The sequence below is a fragment of the Streptomyces sp. NRRL F-5650 genome (assembly GCF_000721365.1).
Taxonomy (GTDB): domain Bacteria; phylum Actinomycetota; class Actinomycetes; order Streptomycetales; family Streptomycetaceae; genus Streptomyces; species Streptomyces ardesiacus.
The window spans coordinates 1-20,154 of the sequence record NZ_JOGV01000060.1 but is presented as its reverse complement, the minus strand read 5'-3'; the positions used below and the strand labels follow the sequence as shown (position 1 = coordinate 20,154).

Genomic DNA, 20,154 nt, shown 5'->3' with positions numbered 1-20,154 from the left:
ACCCCGGATTCAGAAGGCCGCTTCGATCTCCCGCAGCACCTGCCACAGGGGCGTGCCCCGGCGCGCGGCCACGACCACCACGTCCTCGGCCGACTCGCCGCGCGGCGGCGCGGGCCCGTCGCCGAACGCGGACTGCGCGTACGCCAGCGCGTGGTCCACCGCGGCGCCCGCGTCGTCGCGGCCCTCGGAACGCAGCCAGGACCGCAGCGCGTTGTTGTGCGCCGCCACCACCGCGGCCGCGATCACGTCGGCGCGCAGGGCCCCGTCCGGGCGCCCGTCCAGCCGCCCGCGCAAGTACTCGGCCAGCGCGCGCTCGTAGCGCCACACGACCGACAATTCGTAGGCGCGCAGCCCGGGGACCTTCTTCGTGAGGTGGTAACGCTGCACGGAGAAGGCCGGGTTCTCGGCGTACATCGAGAGCACGAGCCGGGCCGCGTCGCACACCCGCCGCACCGGGTCGGCGTCCTCGGGGGAGCGGGCCAGGAACGCCTTCATGTCGGTCAGGCACCGCTCGTGGTCGGGGAAGACCACGTCCTCCTTCGACGGGAAGTACCGGAAGAACGACCGCCGTCCGACACCGGCGAGGGCGACGATGTCGTCCACGGTGGTCTGTTCGTACCCCCGCTCCAGGAACAGCCGGAACGCCGCCGCGACCAGCGCGTCCCGCATGGGCGGCCGGACCTCCGCCGCCTCCGTCCCGTCCCCGCGGCGGGGCGCCGCACTGCTGGTGCTCATGGAGGGGAACGTAGCAGTCCGGCAAGGTCAGTGGCACTCGGTGCACCGAATCGAGGGAACTGAGTGCACCTGCTGGTGCGCCACGCCGGTCGCATACGATCACTTCCGGTCAGCCCCGGAGGAGTCCGCATGCCGTTCACCCGCCCCCGCATCCTGTACGTCACCGACCTGGCCTACCCGGCGCGCGGGCGGCGGTACTGCGACGAGGACATCTTCCTGACCGCCCGGCTGCGCGAGGAGTTCGACCTGGCCCTGTGCCATCCGCGGGACGCCGCCGCGCTCCTGGACGGCTTCGACGCCGTCGTCGTGCGCAACAGCGGTCCCGTGCAGGGGTACAAGGCCGCCTACGACGCCTTCCGCGAGCGCGCGGCCGAGCGCGGGACGCGTGTGTACAACCAGCTCACCGGCCGGGCGGACATGCGCGGCAAGCAGTACCTGCTCGACCTGACCGCGGCGGGGTTCCCGGTCATCCCGACGGTCGGCCGCGTCGAGGACCTGCACCTGTTGCCCTCCGCGGACACGTACGTCGTCAAGCCCAGGCTCGGCGCGGACTCGGCAGGACTGCGGACCGTCCCCGCGGCGCGCGTGGCGGAGGCGGTCGCCGGTGCGGGGGACCTCCTCGTCCAGCCATGGATCGACTTCGCCTACGAGGTCTCCTTCTACTTCGTCGACCACGACTACCAGTACGCCCTCCACGCCCCGCACCCCGACCGCCGCTGGCAACTGGAGCCGTACGAGGCCACCGTGGCCGACCTGGACTTCGCGCGCCGGTTCATCGAGTGGAACGCCGTCGACCACGGCATCCAGCGCGTGGACGCCTGCCGCGCGCCCGGCGGCGAACTGCTGCTGGTCGAACTGGAGGACCTCAACCCCTACCTGTCCCTGGACGTCCTGGACGACCCGGCCCGCGACGCCTTCGTCGCCGCCCTGCGCACGGCCCTGCGCCGCCTGCTGGCCGCCTGAGCCGCGCCCCGTGTCTAGCATGGCCGTCATGGACGTGTTCCTGGACCGGCTCGACCCGGACATGTGCGTCGTCACGGCCGCCGCGGGCGGGGAACGGGCCGGCTGCCTGGTCGGCTTCTCCTCCCAGTGCTCCATCCGGCCCGTGCGGTACGTCGTCTGGATCTCCGACGCCAACCGGACCTTCCGCGTCGCCCGCTCCGCCGACGTGCTCGCGGTCCACCTCCTGGCCCGCGACCGGCGCGGCACGGCCGAGCTGTTCGGCGGGCGCAGCGGCGACGAGGTGGACAAGTTCCGGCGGGTCCGCTGGCGGGAGGCGTACGGCGGGGCCGCCGTGCTGGAGGACGCCGAAGCGTGGTTCGTCGGGCGGGTCCTGGAGCGGATCGCGGGGGGCGACCACGTCGGTTTCGTCCTGGAGCCGGTCGAGTGGGGCGGGCGCGAGAAAGCCGCCTGCGGCCCGCTGCTGCGGCTCGCCGACGCGCGCACCATCGCGCCGGGTCATCCGGTGGACTGAGACGCGCCCTGCGCTCAGCGCCCGGCGGCGCCCCGCTCGGCGAGCGCCTGGGCGACCGCCCGCACGCTGCGCGCGATGTGCTGCAACTGGAGGACCTCCGCCGCGTAGAGCTTGATGGTGTGCTCGATGGCCGCCTCGTGCAGGCCGAGCCGCGGCAGGTCCGCCCGGGCGGTCTGCAGCGCGGTGCGGGCCACCCGGATCTCCTGCTGGACCTGGAGCTGGGCGTGCCGGGCGAGCAGTACCGGGTGCCGGATCAGGGCCGGGTAGCCGGCGTAGCGGGCCGGCACCAGTTCGCGCAGCCACCGGGTGGCCGAGCGTTCCCAGTCGTAGCTGCCGGGCGTCTTGACCTGGCAGGGCCAGTCCGGGCTGATGCGCGTGGTCGTCAGGGGCATGATCATCGCTTCCGGGGGTGCGGCGTCGACGGGTCGCCAACCGTGAGCAGAGTATTTATATATGCCATCAGCTTTGCAAGACGTATGAAAACATTCATGCCCGCCCGGGGGAGGGCGCCGGTTCAGTCCCGCAGGAAGAACTGGTGCTCGTCCGCGACCCTTTCGTACTCCTCCAGGCGGGCCTGCGTCCGCTCGGGGTCCGCGTCCGTCATGGCCTGAAGCAGCGCCGCGCACATCACGCCCGGCGCCGCGTAGGAGTCGAAGACCAGCCGGGACCCCGTGCCCGTGGCGAAGGTGACGTCGGCCTCGTCCACGACCGGACCGAGCGCCAGGTCGGTGATCAGTGCCACCTTCAGTCCCGCACCACGCGCCACCCGCACGGCACCCAGCGTCTCGTGGGCGTGCCGGGGCATCGAGAAGGCCAGCACCCAGGTGCCGCCCGCCTCCCGGGACTGCAGCAGCGCGTCGTAGGCGACGGTGCCGCCCCGCGTCACCAGACGGACGTCCGGGTGGATCCTGCGGGCCGCGTAGGCGAAGTACTCGGCGAGCGAGACGGAGATGCGCAGCCCGAGGACGGTCAGCGGGGCGGAGGCGGCCAGCGCGCGGCCGATGCCGATCACCCGGTCCGCGTCCGCGAGGTCGCGCCGCAGGTTCTCCAGGTTCTCGATCTCGGCGTCCACGGCCGCCTGGAGTTCGTTGCCCCGCTGCTCCTCGGCCGCGAAGCCGCCCCGGCCGCCCAGCGCGATCGCCTGGAGCCGCTCCCGCAACGCCGGGTAGCCGCTGAAGCCGACCGCCGAGGCGAACCGCGTCACCGACGGCTGGCTCACGCCCACCCGGTCAGCGAGGTCGGTGATCGACAGGAACGCCGCCTCGGTGAGGTTCTCGATGAGGTACTGCGCGATGCGCCGCTGCCCGGGGGAGAGGCGGGGCCGGTCGAAGAGCGTCCTGAGCCGCGAGGTGGGGGAGATCTCCGTCTCGGGGGCCGCCCGGCCCGAGGTGATGGCCGACGCCCGGGCACGTGCCTGCTGCGGCGATGGCACGGGCGCGTCTCCCTCGTCTGCCGGGTCTCCCACAGGGGTCAACATAGCTCACCCCCCGTGCCGGGCAGGGCGGACAGCCGCGCACGGCGCCGCGGCACCGGACCCCCGGACGGCAACCGCACGGCCCGGACGGGGATAGCCCCGCGCCGCCCGGGAACCCGCTGCCGGACAAGGAACCGGACACGGACGAGGAGCCGACGTCATGACCGTCCCGGAAGAGAACCGGCCGAAGACCGACACCACCGACGACGTTCTCGAGCAGCCCGCGGACCGGCGCGAGGACGGGCCCCGCCCGCCCGGAGGCACCGGCCGGACCCTGCGCGAGGCCCTGGAGGAGGCGGACGTCCGTCCCGACGACTTCGACGAGAAGTGACCGCCTCGGACGGGCTTCGACGAGGAGCGACCGCCTCGGACGGACTTTCACCGGGCTTCCGCGAGGAGTGACTGCCTCGGACGGGCTTTCACCGGGCTTCGACGAGGAGCGACCGCCTCGGACGGGCTTTCACCGGGCTTCCGCGAGGAGTGACCGCCTCAGGCGGAAGCTGAGGACGCGGAACCCCGACCGTCCGGCCTCGGGCGGCCCACGGCCCGGCCGTTCCGCGGCCGGCCCGTCACCGCGTCCGGCGGCACCACCAGGTCGGCCCGGTGCCGGGTCGCGGCGACCAGCTCGGCGTTGCGCCGGTCGGGCCCGAGCGCCCACGCGGCCGCGTCCGCCGGGGACTTGCCGAAGCGCTCGTGCCGTGCCACGAGCCGCCGCACGCGCTCGCCCTCCTCCAGCGCGCAGAACCACACCTCGTCGAGCCGGGACCGCACCCGTGCCCAGGCCCCGCTCTCCAGCAGCAGGTAGTTGCCCTCCGTCACGACGAGCCGCGCCGTCGGCGGCACCGGTACGGCCCCGGCGAGCGGCTGCTCCAGCACCCGCTCGAAACCGGGCGCGTAGACCGTGTCGCCGTCCGGTTCCGCACCCTGCTCGCGCAGCCGCTCCAGCAGCGCCGCGTACCCGGCCGCGTCGAAGGTGTCCGGCGCGCCCTTGCGGTCCCTGCGGCCCAGCCGGTCCAGTTCTGCGTCGGCGAGGTGGAAGCCGTCCATCGGCACGTGCGCCACCCAGGGCTCGCCCGTGCCGTTCAGCTCCCGCACCAGACGCGCGGCGAGCGTCGACTTGCCCGCGCCGGGGGCGCCCGCGATGCCCAGGATCGCGCGCCGCCCGTCCCGGGGGAGGCGGCGGGCACGGGCGAGCAGGTCCTCGAAGGTCACGGGCACATCCCACAGTGTGTCACCTGATCGGATCCGCCCCGACGGGGAACTGTGGGGGGTATGACGCAGCTAGGACTTCCCGACGGCATCCGGGCCTGCCTCTTCGACCTCGACGGGGTCGTCACCCGTACGGCGGTGGTGCACGCCGCCGCCTGGAAGGCGACCTTCGACGCCTTCCTGCGCGAGCGGGACGGCGCGGACTTCCGCCCCTTCACCGACGCCGACTACGACCAGTACGTCGACGGCCGTCCCCGCGCCGACGGCGTGCGCTCCTTCCTCGCCTCCCGCGGCGTCGAACTGCCCGAGGGCACCCCCGACGACCCCCCGGACGCGCAGACCGTCAACGGCCTCGGCAACCGCAAGAACGAACTCCTGCTGGAGAAGATCCGCACCGACGGCGTGGAACCCTACGAGGGCACACTGCGCTACATCGACGCCGTGCGCGCCGCCGGCCTCGCCACCGCGATCGTCTCCTCCAGCGCCAACACACGCGACGTGCTGCGCTCCATCGACGCCGAGCGGCTGTTCGACGTACGGATCGACGGCGTGGTGGCCAGGGAGCGCGAACTGCCCGGCAAACCGCACCCCGACACCTTCCTCGCCGCCGCCCGCGACCTCGGGGTGGAGGCGTCCCGCGCCGCCGTCTTCGAGGACGCGCTGGCCGGCATGGACGCGGGCCGTTCCGGGCACTTCGGCTACGTCGTCGGCGTGGACCGCGTCGGCCAGACCGACGCCCTGTACGCCCACGGCGCCGACCGCGTCGTCAAGGACCTCGCCGAGCTGGGAGGCCACGCGTGATCACCAACCGGACGTACACCGTCGAGCCCTGGCGGGTGCGCGAGACGGCCCTCAACCTCGACCTCCTCGCCCAGAGCGAGTCCGTCTTCGCCCTCTCCAACGGACACGTCGGCTGGCGCGGCAACCTCGACGAGGGCGAACCGCACGGCCTGCCCGGCAGCTACCTCAACGGCGTCTACGAACTCCACCCGCTGCCCTACGCCGAGGCGGGCTACGGCTACCCGGAGTCCGGCCAGACCGTCATCAACGTCACCAACGGCAAGCTGCTGCGGCTGCTGGTCGACGACGAGCCCTTCGACCTGCGCTACGGGCGGCTCCGCAAGCACGAACGCACCCTCGACTTCCGGCGCGGCGTGCTGGAACGGACCTGCGAGTGGACCTCCCCGGCCGGCACGACCGTCCGGGTGCGCTCCACCCGCATGGTCTCCCTGACCCAGCGGGCCATCGCAGCCGTGGAGTACGAGGTCGAACCCGTCGACAGCCGGGCCCGGGTGGTCATCCAGTCGGAGCTGGTCGCCAACGAGAGCCTGCCCTCCTCCGACGGTGACCCCCGCACGGCCAAGGCACTGCAGTCCCCGCTGGAGCCGGAGGAGGACCTGGCCGACGGTTCGCGGCTGCGGCTGGTCCACCGCACCCGGCGCAGCGGCCTCAGGGTCGCCGTGGCCGCCGACCACGTCGTCGACGCCCCCGGGGAGATCAGCACCAGCAGTGAGAGCAACCCGGACGTCTCCCGCCTGACCGTCACCTCGGTCCTCGACCCGGGCCAGCGGCTGCGGGTGCAGAAGACCGTCGCCCACGGCTGGTCGGGCGCCCGCTCCCGCCCCGCGATGAGCGACCAGGTCGAGGCGGCGCTGGCCGCCGCGGCGCACGGCGGCTGGGACGGGCTCGTGGCCGAACAGCGGGCGTATCTCGACGACTTCTGGGCCCGCGCGGACGTCGAGGTGCACGGCGACGAGGAGATCCAGCAGGCCGTCCGCTTCGCCCTGTTCCACGTGCTGCAGGCCGGGGCACGCGCCGAGCAGCGCGCGATTCCGGCCAAGGGACTGACCGGTTCCGGGTACGACGGCCACGCGTTCTGGGACACCGAGATGTTCGTGCTGCCGTTGCTGACCTACACCGCGCCCCGGGCCGTGGCCGAGGCACTGCGCTGGCGGCAGGACACCCTGCCCGCCGCCCGGGACCGCGCCGCCCAGCTCGGCCTGCGCGGTGCCGCGTTCCCGTGGCGGACCATCGACGGCTCGGAGGGCTCCGCCTACTGGCCCGCCGGCACCGCCGCCTTCCACGTGGCCGCCGACATCGCACACGCGGCGGTGCGCTACACCGCGGCGACCGGAGACACCGGCTTCGAACGCGAGACCGCCCTGGAACTCCTCGTGGAGACGGCCCGGCTGTGGCGCTCACTGGGCCACCACGACCCCCACGGCGTCTTCCACATCGACGGCGTCACCGGACCGGACGAGTACAGCGCCGTCGTCGACGACAACACGTACACCAACCTCATGGCGCGCGCCAACCTCCTCGCCGCGGCCGACGTGTGCGAGCGGCACCCCGCGGAAGCGGCCCGGCTCGGCGTGGACGAGGAGGAGAGCGCGGCCTGGCGGGACGCCGCCGAGGCCGTGCACATCCCGTACAACGAGGAGATCGGCGTCCACGAGCAGCACGCGGGCTTCACCCGGCACCAGCGCTGGGACTTCGCGAACACGGCGGCCGACCAGTACCCGCTGATGCTGCACTTCCCCTACTTCGACATCTACCGCAAACAGGTGATCAAGCAGTCCGACCTCGTACTGGCCATGTACACCTGCGGCAGTTGGTTCGACGCCCACTGCGACGAGGAGCAGATGGCCGCCAACTTCGCCTACTACGAGCCGCTGACCGTACGGGACTCCTCCCTGTCCGCGTGCTGCCAGGCCGTCGTCGCCGCCCAGACCGGACACCTGCGGCTCGCCTACGACTACGCCACCGAGGCCGCCCTGATGGACCTGGCCGACCTGGAGCACAACACCCGCGACGGACTGCACATCGCCTCGCTGGCCGGTACGTGGATGGCGCTGGTCGTCGGCTTCGGCGGCACCCGGCGGGACGGCGACGCCCTGCGCTTCACCCCCCGCCTGCCCGAGAAGTTCAGCCGCCTCGCCTTCCGGCTGCAGTTCCGCGGCCGGTGCCTGCAGGTGGAGATCGGCCCCGACCGGGCGTCGTACTCGCTGCTGGGCGGCCCGCCGCTGACGATCCACCACCACGGCACCGAGGTGCACGTGAGCGGGGACGAGCCGGTCACCCTCGGCATCTCCGCGCCCAAGTGGCGGCCCACCCCGGAACAGCCCCCGCACCGCCGCCCCGGCGGCACCGACCGGCCGGGAACGGGTGAGGAGTGAGCGCGCGAGTGGCCGAGTTCCCCGCTGCACGCCGCGGCCACGTGGGTTAGTTTGACCGTGTTTTCCGGGATTCCGGCCCCCGGCACGGGCGGCGGGAGGTGAGGAACGAGCGGCCCCGCCACGCGCGGGGGTGAAAGGTGCGCGATGGCCGACGGCGTGAACGCCCTTGTCGTCGCAGGCCGCCGGGGTGCGGACGCGACCGGGTCCGGCACCGGGCGACGGCTGCGTGGACGGGCGCCGGTCGCGGCGGTCGCCGCCGTCTTCACGCTGGTCCAACTGGTCTTCGTCCACCCCTGGATGGGGCTCGGCTGGGACGAGATCGTGTACGTCAGCCAGGTCACCACCCACCACCCCGCCGCCTTCTTCAGCGCGCCCCGCTCCCGCGGCGTCCCCCTGCTGGTGGCGCCCGTCGCCTCCTGGTCGGCCTCCACCGAACTGCTGCGCGTCTACCTCGCCCTGCTCTCGGGCATGGGCCTGTACCTCGCCCTGCGCGCATGGCGGGGCCTGTTCCCGGCCCGGGTCCTCGCCACGGCCGGCGCCTTCTTCGCCACCCTGTGGGTGACCCTCTTCTACGGCCCGCAGGCCATGCCCAACTACTGGGTCGCGATCGGCGCCCTGATCACCGTGGGCTGTGCCGTGCGCGCCCTGGGCGACCGGCGGGCCGGACGCAGGTCCGCCCCGGGCGTGCTGTGCGCGGCGGCCGCCGGGGCCCTGCTGATGGCACTGATGCGCCCCACCGACGCGGTCTGGGTGGCCGCACCCCTGCTGCTCCTGGTCCTCGTGCGCCGCCACTGGCCGCTGCTGCTCGCCGTCGCGGGCGGCCTGGCGGCCGGGGGAGGGGAGTGGGTGATCGAGGCGTACGCCTGGTACGGCGGCCTCGGGGAGCGGCTGCACCGGGCCTCCGAGATCCAGGGCGGCCTCGGCTGGAACATCGCCGTCGACGACCAGATGCGCAGCCTCGGCGGCCGGGGCCTGTGCCGCCCGTGCACCGGCGCCATGCCGCACCCGGTCGTCACCCTGTGGTGGCTGCTGCTGCCCGCCGTCGCCGCACTCGGCGCGGTCGTCGCGGTCCGGGCCCGGCGCGCCACCGCGACGCTGCTCCCGCTGGCCTGTGCCGTCAGCGCGGCGGTGCCGTACCTGTTCCTGATCGGCTACGCGGCGCCCCGCTTCCTGCAGCCCGCCTACGCCCTGCTCGCCCTTCCGGTGGCCGACGCCCTGTGGCACCTGGTCAGAACGGGACGCGACCGGTGGCGGCCGGTGGCCGCGACGCTGGTCGCGCTCGCGGTGGCCGGGCATCTGGCGGTCCAGGTCTCGGTCCTGGTGGGCACCGTGAACCGCAACGTCGACAGCCGCGAGGAGTGGGCCGGCGCAGCCGGCGAGCTGCACCGGCTCGGGGTCCGGCCGCCCTGCCTGCTCACCGAGCACGACTCCATCCCGATCGGTTACTACACGGGCTGCGCCTCCGGCAACACCGGCGGCAGCAACGAGAACACCACCGCCGCCGAGATCGAGGACACCGCCCGGCGGATGCCGGTCGCCGCCCTGACCGGACCGGGCGGTACCCCACCCGCCTACGCCCGCGACTGGACCCTGCACCGCGTCGCCGGCCTGGAGATCCGCGTCGCGCCGCCGGGTTAGAGATCGCGTATCGGGAAACGCGAACCGGACAGCGAGACCACCGAGCCGACGCGAGCGCGAAAGGGAGGCAGCGATGGGCACGGACCCGATGGCGGACGACGCCTACCAGCCCACCGGCAGCAACGAGGAGCAGGAGGACGCCGCGCCCCTCGACCTCCAGGACGCCCTCGACGAGCGGACCTACGACGACACGCTCGACGAGGGCTACTCCCCGCCGGAGAAGCCCCTGGGCGTGACCAAGCACGGCACCACCGCCGCCGAGCAGCACGACGGCGAGAGCCTCGACGAACGGCTGGCCGAGGAGGTCCCCGACGAGCCGGTGCCCGACGGGGACGGCGTGGGCGACGCCCCCGGGGGCGAGGGCGAACCGGTCGACCCGGAGGCGGGCACCGACCGCTCGGGCCGCCTGGTCGCCCCCGACGAGGGCGTACGCACCGACACGACCAAGGAGACGGTCGCGCAGGACGTCGGCATCGACGGCGGAGCCGCGGGCGCCGAGGAGGCCGCGGTGCACGTGGTGGAGGACGAGACGGAACCGCCGGCGCCCTAGGAGCGGCACGACTGCGGGGAGCCCCGTGCCGGACCGGCGTCCGGCAGGGGGCTCCCGGCGGTCAGGGCAGCAGTTTGTCGATGGCCGAAGGGCCCTCCTCGGCCAGCTTGCGCCTGGCCCGCTCCAGGGTCTCGGGGGTGACGTCCTGGCCGGCCGCCAGGACGAGGTCCTCCGGGGACACCTCCGTGCCGGTGCGGGCGTGGAGCAGGTCGTCCGGGGTGGCGCGGTCGTCGGACGCGCGGGATTGGGAGGGTCGGGAGGCGTCGGGCTGAGACGTCGACATGATTCAGTGCTCCTCGGATCCGGATCGCTGCTTCGGTGCCGTGCTGTTGTTCGGTTCCGAATGTCCCGTTACCACCATTCCCCGCGGACCCGGCCCGCGCATCCGGAGCGCCGGCACGAGCGGGTCCGACGGTGAGTGTCTGTCTTCGCGGCGTTCGTCATCAGCGACTGCTCGACGCCGAGGGGGAGGGCGAAGGGGCGGCCACGGCCCCGGGCGGTGGCGAAGGAGTGAGGACGAGCATCGTCACGTCGTCCTGCACGTCCGGGCAGAAGCGCACCAGATCCGCCCAGACCAGATCCGGGAGCGCGGCGGAGTCCTCGCCCGCGAGCCCGGCCAGCCGCTCGGCCAGCGGATAGAAGGCGCCGTCGGCGTCCCGCGCCTCCACCACGCCGTCGGAGGCCAGGAAGAGCCGGTCCCCGGGGCGCAGCGCCACCGCCCCCGCCTCGATCGCCCCGGCGTCCGCGAGGCCCAGCCCGAGCGGGGTCCACGGCGCCACCTCCAGCTCCGTGGCGTGCGCGCCATGCAGCAGCAGGGGCGGCGGGTTGCCGCACACGACGACCCGGACCTCCAGCGCGTCGGCGGAGAACTCCAGCAGCGCGGCCGTAGCGAACAGCTCGGCGTGCCGCGCGTCCGCCGAGTCCACCAGCAGCCTGCGGTCCAGCCGCCTCGCCACCGACGCCAGGTCCGGCTGGTCGAGCACCGCCTCCCGGAACGCCCCCAGCAGCGAGGCGACCGTCGACACCGCCGCCAGGCCGTGCCCCTGCACGTCCCCCATCACCGCCCGTACGCCGAAGGGGCCGTCCCGCACGTCGAAGAAGTCGCCCCCGACCAGCGTGCCGCGCTGCGCCGCCCGGTACAGCCCCGTGCAGCGCACCGCTCCCACCCGCTTCGGCAGCGGGGGAGCGACGGCACGCTGCGCGGCCTCGGCGACCGTGCGCTCCCGGCCCAGCTCGACGTCACGGCGGCTGCGCACGAAGGACAGCAGGACGCTCAGGCCGGCCACGAAGGAGACGGTCACCAGGTCGGCGTTGCCCGGATGGCCGAGATGGAGCGCCGGGACGTGCAGCAGCGCGACCACCCCACCGCCCACCACGGCGGTCGCCAGCGGACCGTACGACAGGACGGCCAGCGGTGGGACGGCGCCCAGCAGGAAGCCGATGTCCTGCGGCCGGCTGCTGAGCAGCGTGGCCGCGCAGATCGCCACGACGAGGGCCGGCGGGAGCACCCGGACCCAGCGGGGCGGCGGCGCCCCGCTCAGCCAGCTCCGCCGGTCCTCGCCCCGGCGCGGGGACAGAGCGGGCACCTTGCGCACACCCCCACGCTCCTACGTCCCCGCACCGCGCGCACGCGGAGGGCGGGGGTCGCACTCCCGCCCTCCTCGGCGGGCCCCCGCGCACCGCCCCGCTCCCGGAAACCGGTGGACGGGCCCGTGAGGCGTCTCCTAAGCTCTGCCCGACGCCCCGAGACCGACGGAAGGAGGGCAGAGCCGTGCAGTCCACCTCACTCCCGCGCTCCCTCCCCGTTGTCCCGGCGTACCTCGACTGACCCGGGAGCGCACCACGCGTACACCTCCCGGAGGAACCGTGACCGACCTGGTCATCCGCGCGCTCGACGCGAGCGACGCCCATCTCTTCGACACCCTTCCCGACCCGCTGGACGCCCGTGCGGGCCACCGGCTCACCCGCCACCGGCCCGAGTGGAAGCGGGTCGCCCTGCGCGACGGCGTCGTCGTCGCCCGGGCCGCCTGGTGGGGCGGGCCCGACGACACCGAACCCGTCAACGTCAACTGGTTCGACGTGGCCGAGGGCGAGGAGGCGGCCGGAGCCGAACTCCTGCGCACCGCGCCCTGGCGGGTCGAACTCGAACTGAACCCTCCCGGCACCTGGCGCGAGGACCCCGCGGTGCGCACCGCCACCGAGGCACGCCTGGCCGCCGCACGGGCCGCCGGCTACGAGCTGCTGGTCGAACGCTTCCTCTACCGGTGGACACCCGAGTGCGGGCTCCCCGAGCGGCCCGGGCGACTGGACTTCCGTCCGGAGCCCGACGACGCGGTGTTCTTCGAGGCGCTGCGCCGCATCCACTCCGCCACCCTCGACGCCCACGCCCTGCAGGACATCGAGGAGGGCGGGCTCGACCGGGCCGCGCAGTCGGAGCTGGACTTCTTCCACTGGTGCCCGTCGCCGCGGGAGTGGTGGCAGGTGGCGTACACCCCGCGGGGCGAACTCGTGGGGATGCACATCCCCGTGCACAACCCGTCCGGTCCGTGCGTCGGCTTCATCGGCGTCCTGCCGGAACACCGCGGGCACGGATACGCCTACGACCTGCTGGCCGAGTGCACCCGCTTCCTGGTGGAGCACGGCGCGGAGTCCGTCACCGCCGCGACGGACCGGGGGAACCACCCCATGGCCGCCGGCTTCGCCAAGGCCGGTTACCCGGTCGTGAGGGAACGGATCAATCTCCGTCCGGTGGACGCCGTGCGCTGACGGACCGGACCGGCAGGACCGGGCCGGGTGACTCCGGCCCGGTGTCGGCGGCGGATGGCATGCTGACCCCGCGATCCGATCACCAACGAGGGTTCCGGCGGAGGCGACATGGGGTTCGAGGGCGAGACCTGGCACGTGCGTGGGGTGCCCGACGCGGCGGAGCCCGCGGCGGCCGGAGCGGAGATCGGGGAGATCTCGATCGACGACGCCGACTTCCCCTGGCTCTCCGGTCGCTTCCGCGCCGGTCCGGGTTTCGGCGCCGTCCGGGACCTCTTCGCCCGCGAACTCGCCCTCGCGGAACAGGACGACGACGAGCACTGGGCGGAGTGGGAGGCCGTCTACCGGGAGATCGGGCGACGGGTGCGCCTGGTGTCGCCCGACGGTCCGGTCGCCGAGTTCCTGCTGCACATCGACGGCGACCGGGCCTGGTTCCGGTGGAGCGAGAAACCCTTCGGGCGGGAGCCGGACGAGGGCTGACCGCGCTCACCCCCGGTCGGTCAGCAGAGCCTCGGCCTCGGCGAGGATCTCGGTGACCCGCAGTCCGAACACGGCGTCGCAGGGATGCGGGCGCCCGCCGCCCGCGGCGGCCAGCAGGGCGTCGGCGGCCCGCCGCAGGGCGGGCACCGGACCCTCCGGGGCCCGGGGGAGCAGCGCCACGCCGGCCGTGCCGCGCAGCTCCACGGCGGCACCCGCCGCGGCGGGCGGCGCCGTCAGGCTGAGCGTGAGCGTGCTGGACGCCCCGCCCGCGTGGTCGAGCACCAGGTGAACGGTGTCCCCGGGGCCCGGCGCCGCAGCCGTAACCCGCCGGACGTCACCGAGGACCGGCAGTAGTACGGACAGGGCGTGCGGCCCCACGTCCCACAGGGCGCCCTTCTCCCGCCGCCACGGCGAGTCGGCGAACGCGCTCCCGCCGTCGCCGAACACCGCGCCGAGCCACTGCGCCCGCGCGGTGAACCAGCCTTTCTCGGCGGCCTGTCCGGTGATCCACGCCTCGGTCTCCGGCTGGAACCGGGTGGTGAAGAAGACCACCGAGGCGACGCCCGCCGCCCGCACCGCCTCCGCCACCGCCCGCCCCTGGGCCACCGTCGGCGCGAGCGGCTTGTCGAGCAGCAGATGGCGCCCAGCCCGCGCCGCGCGCACCGCAAGGTCGGCCTGCACGGCCGGGGGCAGTGCTACGGCGACGGCCTCCACGTCGGCCAGCAGGGCGTCGACGTCGTCGTAGGCGCGGGTGCCGTGCCGCCCGGCCAGTTCCTTCGCGGCGTCCGGTCGGCGCCCCCACACCCCCACGAGGTCCAGCCCGCCGTGTCCGGCCAGCGCGGGGGCGTGCGCCATGTCCGCCCAGGGGCCGGTGCCGAGCAGTCCGATGCGCATGCCGCCGCCTTTCCACGGTGCCGGACCCGGTGCGGGGCCCCGCGACGTTCCTCCCTGCCGACCGGAGCGTCACGGCCCCGGACGCTGCCGAGCGTGCCACACCGACCGGGTGTCCGGACAGGGCGGTGCGCGCCCGGGCACGGCCGGACCGACCCGTCCGGGCGAGGGGACCACCCTGCCCGGGAGGAGCGCCCCGCCCCGGGGCCCCACCGCGGCCGTACCCGTCGTACGGCCGCACCCGTCGTACGAGACCGGTGATTCTGCCGATCCCCCCGCCCGCCCCGCCCGTCGACAGTGGCATCGCCAACTCACCGGCGAAGCCCGTCCGGCGGACGGCCCGGGACGCGACCCCACGTGTCCCCGGGCCGTGTGCGGTCGACGGGCGGGCCGCTCGCCACGACCGAGAGGACCACCCCTCGTGCAGAACCCCCACACCCACGCCACCGCCGCCGCCCCACGCCCCGCCTTCCGGGGCACCCGGCGGCGCCTCGCGGGTCTGACGGCCGCCGTGGCCGCGGTCGTCGCGCTCACCACCCTCACCGGACCGGGCGCCCAGGCCGCGGACAACCCCTACGAGCGCGGTCCGGCGCCGACCGAGGCATCCATCGAGGCGCTGCGCGGCCCCTACTCCGTGGCCGACACCAGCGTTTCCCCGCTCGGCGTGAGCGGATTCGGCGGCGGCACCATCTACTACCCGACCAGCACGAGCGACGGCACGTTCGGCGCCGTCGTGATCTCGCCCGGGTTCACCGCCTACCAGTCCTCCATCGCCTGGCTCGGCCCGCGCCTGGCCTCCCAGGGCTTCGTCGTGTTCACCATCGACACCAACACCACCCTCGACCAGCCCGACTCGCGCGGCCGGCAACTGCTGGCCGCGCTGGACTACCTCACCGAGCGCAGCTCCGTCCGCGGCCGGATCGACGGCAGCAGGCTCGGCGTCATGGGCCACTCCATGGGCGGCGGCGGCACCCTGGAGGCCGCCAAGTCCCGGCCCTCGCTCCAGGCGGCGATCGGCCTCACGCCCTGGAACCTCGACAAGACGTGGCCGGAGGTCAGCACCCCGACGATGATCGTGGGGGCCGACGGCGACACCATCGCCCCGGTGCTCACCCACGCCGAACCGTTCTACTCCAGCCTGCCGTCGAGCACCGACCGCGCCTATCTGGAGCTGAACAACGCGACCCACTTCTCGCCCAACACGTCGAACACGACGATCGCGAAGTACAGCATTTCCTGGCTCAAGCGGTTCATCGACAACGACACCCGCTACGAGCAGTTCCTGTGCCCGCTGCCCCGGCCGAGCCTGACCATCGAGGAGTACCGGGGCAACTGCCCGCACGGCTCCTGACCCTCCCCCTCGCCCCACACGCCTCACCGGCACCGGCCGGCGGCGGTCGCGGACACCTCGCGGCCGCCGCCGGTCCGTTGTGCGGCCGCACGGCGCCGGCGGGGTCCGCCTGGGCGGCGGCACAGTCCGCGGACCGCGTACACGGCCCGCCGTCGCAGGTGGCGGCGCCGAAACCGTGGTGGGGCCGACCGGACGGAAGCCTTCCACCGCGGGTTACGCGCGCGTAACCTCCCCGGAATGAGCGGAGAGACGACCGTACCCACGGCCGTGCGGATCCACGGCCGCGGTGCGCAACGCAAGGCGCTGCGCGCCCTGTTGGACGGGCTGCCGACCCACGGCGGCCGGCTCCTGCTGACCGGCGAACCCGGACTGGGCCGCACCACGCTGCTCCAGTGGGCCGCCCGCTCCTTCCGGGCGGGGCCCGTGCTCCACCTGAGCCCGGAACCGGACCCGGAGGCGCCCGGTACCGCCCGGCGCCTGCTCGACACCCTGCGGGCGACGTCCGGCACGGCACCCCTGCTCGTGTGCGTGGACGACGCGCACCGGTGGGACGCCCCGGCCCGGCACGCGCTCGGCCGTGCGCTGGACCACCTGAGCGGCTCCGGGCGGGTCGGCCTGCTCCTCACCGCCGCCTCGGACCGCGCCGTCGCCCCGGACCTGGCCCGCCTGCCCGTCGTCTGCCTGGACCCGCTGGCACCGGCACCGGCCGCCGCGCTGCTCGACGACATGACCGACGGCGCCGCCGCCCCGGCCGTCCGCGAACGGCTCCTGGCCGAGGCGGAGGGCAACCCGGCCCTCCTCGTCGCCCTCCTGCGCAGGCTCTCGCCGGCCGAACTGCGCGGCCACCGGCCCCTGCCCGGCCCGACGGCGGACCCGGCGGCCCTCGTCGAGGCGGTGGGCGGCGTGCCGGCCTGCCCGTCCCCGCACGCCCGGGACCTGCTGCTGACGGTGGCGGCGGCCGTACGGGCCTCGGACGGGCCGGACGTCGACGCCGCCGCGGTCGGTGACGCGCTGCGGCGCCTGCGCCCGGCACGGGAGGCGGCTGCCCGGCTCGACGCACCGCTGCCCGTCCAGCTCGCCGCGGCCGGTGACCGGCTCCGCTTCCACAGTCCGCTGGTCGGCCGCACGGTGTACGCCACCGCCGCGCCGGACCGACGCCGCGCCGTGCACGAGGCGTTGGCCGACGTGCTGGAGAGCGGCGGCGACCGGCTCCCCGGGCTGCTGCACCGGTCCTGGGCCCGCAGCGGTCCGGCGCCCGCCCCGGCACACGCCGACCGGCTCGCGGCGGTGGCGGCCGAGGGCACGGTGCCCGCCTCCCACCGGCTGCGCGCGACGGCGTACGCCCGCGCCGCCGAACTGACGGCCGACGGAGCGCGGCGGGCGGAACGGTACACCGCCGCCGCCGAACAGGCCCTGCTCGCGGGGCGACCCGAACAGGCCCGCCCGCTGCTCGACGCGGCCCGCGACCGCACCGCGCCCGCGGCCGTACGGGGCCGGGCCGAGCTGGTGCGCGGCCTCCTCGAACTCGGGGACGGACCGGTCGGCGACGCCCACGAGTCCCTGCTGCTGGCCGCCTCCCTGCTCGCCGCGGACGCGCCCGCCGACGCCGCACGCGCCGCCCTGGCCGCCGCCGACGCGGCCTGGGCGGCGGGCGACCTGTCCGGCTGCCTGGCCACACTCGCCCCCGGACCGTTCCACCGCGCCGCCGAGGCGCCCGGCGTGCGCGACCACGGTGCCGGCATGCGGGCGCTGCTCGAAGGGCGGTTCGACCGGGCGGGGACGCCGCTCGCGCACGTGGTGGAGCGGGGCAGGACCGAGGACCGGCCCGAACCGCTGCTGCGGTCGGCGGCGGCCGCGCTGCTGCTGGGGGACGTGGACGCGGCCCGCCGCGCCGGCGCCCGCGCCCTGGCCGCCGCCCGGCAGCACGGGTCCCGCACGCTGGAACCGCAGGCACTGGAGTACCTCGCCTACGCCGAACTCCGCGCCGGCCGCCACCCGCAGGCCCGCACCCACGCGGAGGAGGGGCTGCGCACCGCACTGCGGGCCGGGCAGCGCAACACGGCGGCGCACCACCGGTCCGTACTGGCCCTCGCCGCGTCGATCGAGGAGGAGCCGGACGTCGTCGCCCGGCACGTCGCGGCGGCCCTGGACACGGCCCGGCGGCACGGGCTCGCCCAGGCGGCCACCCTCGCCCAGTGGGCGGCGGCCCGCGCCGACCTCGGGCGCGGACGCCCGTTCGACGCCGCCGACCGGCTCGGACTCCTCGTCCTGCCGGGCCCTGGGCGGGGCCATTTCGCGGTGTGGCGGCTGGCCGTGCCCTGCTTCGTGGAGGCCGCGGTCCTCGCCGGGCGCCGGGACGACGCGCGTGCGGTCCTCACGGACTTCGCCGGCTGGGCGGCGTTCGGCGCCGACCCGCAGGCCGCCGCCCAGCTCGCCCGCTGCCACGCGCTCCTCGCCCCGCCGGACCGTGCCGACACCCTCTACCGGCGCGCGCTCGCCCGGCACGACGAGACGGGCGGCGACTTCGAACGCGCCCGCACCGCGCTGCTGTACGGCAAGTGGCTGCGCCGGCGCCGCAGACCGCGCGAGGCCCGCGGCCGCCTCGGCGCGGCGCTGGCCGGCTTCGAGCGCAGCGGCGCCGGCGTCTGGGCGGCGCAGGCGCACGACGAACTGCGGGCCCTCGGGGCCGCTCCGCAGGGCGGCGGCGCCGCGGCACCGGCCCGCCTCGGCCGCCTGACCCCGCAGCAACTGCGGATCGCGCGGCACGTCGCCGAGGGCGCCACCAACCGGGAGGTCGCGCTGACCCTCGCGGTGAGCACCCGCACCGTCGACTACCACCTCCGCAAGGTGTTCGCCGCGCTCGGGGTCCGCTCCCGCCTGGAGCTGGCCCGCGCGATCGGGCAGGCGGAGCGGGCCCAGGAGGCCCGGCGGACGGCCGGTCAGCAGGAAAAGACCGGTGCACAACCCTAGGGACCGACCGGACGGTATGTCATCCTTCGGGGCAGGACGAGTCAGGGGGCAGGCCCGGCGCGGCGGGACGGCCCGTCGCGCGGCGGCGCCCGTGCGAGCCCTGCCCCGGGGAGGACCGCGATGCAGCACGCCGTACGGTCACGAGGAGCGATCCGCACCGGGCTGACGCCCGTTCCACGCCCGCGGACACCCGGCGTCACGTCGTTGATCGACGCCGACGCCCTGCGGGTCCTGCACCGGGCCGCCCGCGGCCTGCTGGACGACCTGCCGGACCTGACCGACCGCCTGATGGCCCTGCTGCAGGAGCAGGAACCCGCCTACCGGGCCGCCGTCACCAAGGACCCCACCGCCACCTGGCAGGAGGCCCACCGCTCCCTGCGGCACAGCGTGACCTCGCTGCTCGACCCGCGCGGCACCCGCGACGCGGCCCGCCGCTGCTCCTGGCGGATCGGCGCCTCCCGCGCCGAGCAGGGACTCCCGCTGGACGCCCTGCTGCACGCCTTCCGCCTGGGCGGCTCGCTGGTGTGGCAGCGGCTGATCGAGGAGACGTCCAGGGCCGCCCCCGAGGACGTGCGGCTCCTCGTGCACGTGGCCGCCGACGTGTGGAACTTCGTCGACGAGCACTGCACCCTCGTCGCGGACGCCTACCGGCAGACCGAGTGGCAGATCGGCCGGCGCCGCGAGAACCGCGTCCGGCTGCTGGCGGCCGGCCTGCTCGACGGTACCGGCCGCATCGCCGACCTGCCCGAGGCCGCCCGCGCCCTGGACCTGCCGGAACAGGGCCGGTACGTCGTCGTCGCCGTCAGCGGCGGACCCCCCGGCCGGTGCGACGCCGCCCGCGCCGCCGCCGTACCGCCCGGCTCCCGCGTCCACTGGCACGCCGGGCCCGGGACCGACTACGGCATCGTCCTCGTCGGCACCCGCGAAGCGCCCGGTGAGCCGGAGCCGCCCGGCGCGCGGCCCCACGCCGCCGCCCCGGGCCTGCGGATCGGCGTCGGCACCCCGGTCGACGGACTCGCCGCCGTGGGCGACGCCCGCAGGCTCGCGGACACGGCCCTGGAGATCTGCCCCTCGTCCGGCGGCACGGTGCGCCTGGCCGAGCAGCTCCCCGCGGCCCTGGTCGTCTCCAGCCCCGAGCTGGGGAGCACCCTCGCCGAAAGGGTGCTCGGCCCCCTGCTCCGCCTCGAACCCGCCGACCGCGAGGTGCTGCTGGACACCCTCACCACGTGGCTGGAGTGCGACGGTTCGGCCCAGCGCGCCGGGGAGCGCCTCTACTGCCACCGCAACACGGTCCTCAACCGCCTCCGCCGCTGCGAACAGCTCACCGGCCGCTCCCTGGCCCGCCCGGCCGACGTCGTCGAGTTCAGCCTGGCCCTCACCGCCCGCCGGGTCCTGCCGGACTGAGCCGCGGGGCGGGGCGGCCGCCGGTGAGCGCCCCCGCCC

The 20,154-nt window shown here is 75.3% G+C and carries 19 protein-coding genes; 12 read left to right on the top strand and 7 right to left on the bottom strand.

Annotation, left to right across the window (positions count from 1 at the left end; genetic code table 11):
* Nucleotides 1–9: 9 nt before the first annotated feature.
* Nucleotides 10–735, bottom strand: coding sequence for a TetR family transcriptional regulator (locus IG88_RS0134345; protein WP_063760669.1), 726 nt, complete (start codon nucleotides 733–735; stop codon nucleotides 10–12).
* A gap of 129 nt (nucleotides 736–864) precedes the next feature.
* Here IG88_RS0134345 and IG88_RS0134340 point away from each other — a divergent pair, with 129 nt between their 5' ends.
* Together IG88_RS0134340 and IG88_RS0134335 are read left to right on the top strand one after the other, a co-directional pair.
* Complete coding sequence (locus IG88_RS0134340; RefSeq protein ID WP_031049784.1) at nucleotides 865–1,698, top strand: hypothetical protein; 834 nt, start codon at nucleotides 865–867, stop codon at nucleotides 1,696–1,698.
* A 19-nt stretch (nucleotides 1,699–1,717) separates the two neighbouring features.
* Entirely contained in the window at nucleotides 1,718–2,209 is a 492-nt protein-coding gene (locus IG88_RS0134335) for a flavin reductase family protein (RefSeq protein ID WP_031049782.1), read from the top strand.
* Nucleotides 2,210–2,223: 14 nt separating this feature from the next.
* Here IG88_RS0134335 and IG88_RS0134330 read toward each other — a convergent pair whose 3' ends face one another.
* Both IG88_RS0134330 and IG88_RS0134325 read right to left on the bottom strand, forming a co-directional pair.
* Nucleotides 2,224–2,607 (bottom strand): hypothetical protein, encoded by a 384-nt coding sequence (locus IG88_RS0134330; protein WP_031049779.1) that lies wholly within the window; start codon nucleotides 2,605–2,607, stop codon nucleotides 2,224–2,226.
* 116 nt (nucleotides 2,608–2,723) lie between these two features.
* Entirely contained in the window at nucleotides 2,724–3,641 is a 918-nt protein-coding gene (locus IG88_RS0134325) for a MurR/RpiR family transcriptional regulator (RefSeq protein ID WP_031049775.1), read from the bottom strand.
* Between the two features lie 202 nt (nucleotides 3,642–3,843).
* On the opposite strand from IG88_RS0134325, the gene IG88_RS43950 reads away from it, so the two are divergent.
* Nucleotides 3,844–4,014 carry a hypothetical protein gene (locus tag IG88_RS43950; RefSeq protein WP_199807532.1) on the top strand — a complete coding sequence of 57 codons (171 nt, stop codon included), beginning with the start codon at nucleotides 3,844–3,846 and terminating at the stop codon, nucleotides 4,012–4,014.
* Between the two features lie 158 nt (nucleotides 4,015–4,172).
* Here the strand turns inward: IG88_RS43950 and IG88_RS0134315 are convergent, their stop codons facing one another.
* On the bottom strand, nucleotides 4,173–4,901 hold the full coding sequence (locus tag IG88_RS0134315; RefSeq protein ID WP_078861691.1) for a nucleoside/nucleotide kinase family protein: 729 nt from the start codon (nucleotides 4,899–4,901) through the stop codon (nucleotides 4,173–4,175).
* A 54-nt stretch (nucleotides 4,902–4,955) separates the two neighbouring features.
* Here IG88_RS0134315 and IG88_RS0134310 point away from each other — a divergent pair, with 54 nt between their 5' ends.
* The 4 genes from IG88_RS0134310 to IG88_RS0134295 all read left to right on the top strand — a co-directional run bounded on the left by IG88_RS0134310 (nucleotide 4,956) and on the right by IG88_RS0134295 (nucleotide 10,256).
* The gene (locus IG88_RS0134310) at nucleotides 4,956–5,693 is read left to right on the top strand and encodes a beta-phosphoglucomutase family hydrolase (protein ID WP_031049770.1); all 738 of its coding nucleotides are present in this window, start codon (nucleotides 4,956–4,958) and stop codon (nucleotides 5,691–5,693) included.
* Nucleotides 5,690–8,068, top strand: coding sequence for a glycoside hydrolase family 65 protein (locus tag IG88_RS0134305; RefSeq protein ID WP_031049767.1), 2,379 nt, complete (start codon nucleotides 5,690–5,692; stop codon nucleotides 8,066–8,068). Before IG88_RS0134310 ends, IG88_RS0134305 begins: the two co-directional genes overlap by 4 nt.
* A 144-nt stretch (nucleotides 8,069–8,212) precedes the next feature.
* Complete coding sequence (locus IG88_RS0134300; protein ID WP_031049766.1) at nucleotides 8,213–9,706, top strand: hypothetical protein; 1,494 nt, start codon at nucleotides 8,213–8,215, stop codon at nucleotides 9,704–9,706.
* Between the two features lie 73 nt (nucleotides 9,707–9,779).
* A complete protein-coding gene (locus tag IG88_RS0134295; protein ID WP_031049764.1) occupies nucleotides 9,780–10,256 on the top strand; it encodes a DUF5709 domain-containing protein in 477 nt (158 codons plus the stop codon).
* Nucleotides 10,257–10,317: 61 nt separating this feature from the next.
* Here the strand turns inward: IG88_RS0134295 and IG88_RS0134290 are convergent, their stop codons facing one another.
* Together IG88_RS0134290 and IG88_RS0134285 are read right to left on the bottom strand one after the other, a co-directional pair.
* Nucleotides 10,318–10,539, bottom strand: coding sequence for a hypothetical protein (locus tag IG88_RS0134290; RefSeq protein ID WP_031049762.1), 222 nt, complete (start codon nucleotides 10,537–10,539; stop codon nucleotides 10,318–10,320).
* A gap of 160 nt (nucleotides 10,540–10,699) precedes the next feature.
* The gene (locus tag IG88_RS0134285) at nucleotides 10,700–11,851 is read right to left on the bottom strand and encodes a PP2C family protein-serine/threonine phosphatase (RefSeq protein ID WP_051852180.1); all 1,152 of its coding nucleotides are present in this window, start codon (nucleotides 11,849–11,851) and stop codon (nucleotides 10,700–10,702) included.
* Between the two features lie 271 nt (nucleotides 11,852–12,122).
* On the opposite strand from IG88_RS0134285, the gene IG88_RS0134280 reads away from it, so the two are divergent.
* Entirely contained in the window at nucleotides 12,123–13,022 is a 900-nt protein-coding gene (locus IG88_RS0134280) for a GNAT family N-acetyltransferase (RefSeq protein ID WP_031049756.1), read from the top strand.
* Between the two features lie 108 nt (nucleotides 13,023–13,130).
* A complete protein-coding gene (locus tag IG88_RS0134275; RefSeq protein ID WP_031049753.1) occupies nucleotides 13,131–13,499 on the top strand; it encodes a hypothetical protein in 369 nt (122 codons plus the stop codon).
* Nucleotides 13,500–13,505: 6 nt separating this feature from the next.
* Here the strand turns inward: IG88_RS0134275 and IG88_RS0134270 are convergent, their stop codons facing one another.
* Nucleotides 13,506–14,393: a Gfo/Idh/MocA family protein gene (locus IG88_RS0134270; RefSeq protein WP_031049750.1), complete on the bottom strand. Its 888-nt coding sequence runs from the start codon at nucleotides 14,391–14,393 to the stop codon at nucleotides 13,506–13,508.
* A gap of 418 nt (nucleotides 14,394–14,811) precedes the next feature.
* Between IG88_RS0134270 and IG88_RS0134265 the strand changes: the two genes are divergently transcribed.
* From IG88_RS0134265 to IG88_RS0134255, 3 genes are all read left to right on the top strand, one after another.
* Nucleotides 14,812–15,741: an alpha/beta hydrolase family protein gene (locus IG88_RS0134265; RefSeq protein WP_031049747.1), complete on the top strand. Its 930-nt coding sequence runs from the start codon at nucleotides 14,812–14,814 to the stop codon at nucleotides 15,739–15,741.
* Between the two features lie 237 nt (nucleotides 15,742–15,978).
* Complete coding sequence (locus IG88_RS0134260) at nucleotides 15,979–18,711, top strand: helix-turn-helix transcriptional regulator (protein WP_031049744.1); 2,733 nt, start codon at nucleotides 15,979–15,981, stop codon at nucleotides 18,709–18,711.
* A 120-nt stretch (nucleotides 18,712–18,831) separates the two neighbouring features.
* Nucleotides 18,832–20,115, top strand: coding sequence for a PucR family transcriptional regulator (locus tag IG88_RS0134255; protein WP_031049742.1), 1,284 nt, complete (start codon nucleotides 18,832–18,834; stop codon nucleotides 20,113–20,115).
* The last annotated feature ends 39 nt before the right edge of the window (nucleotides 20,116–20,154 follow it).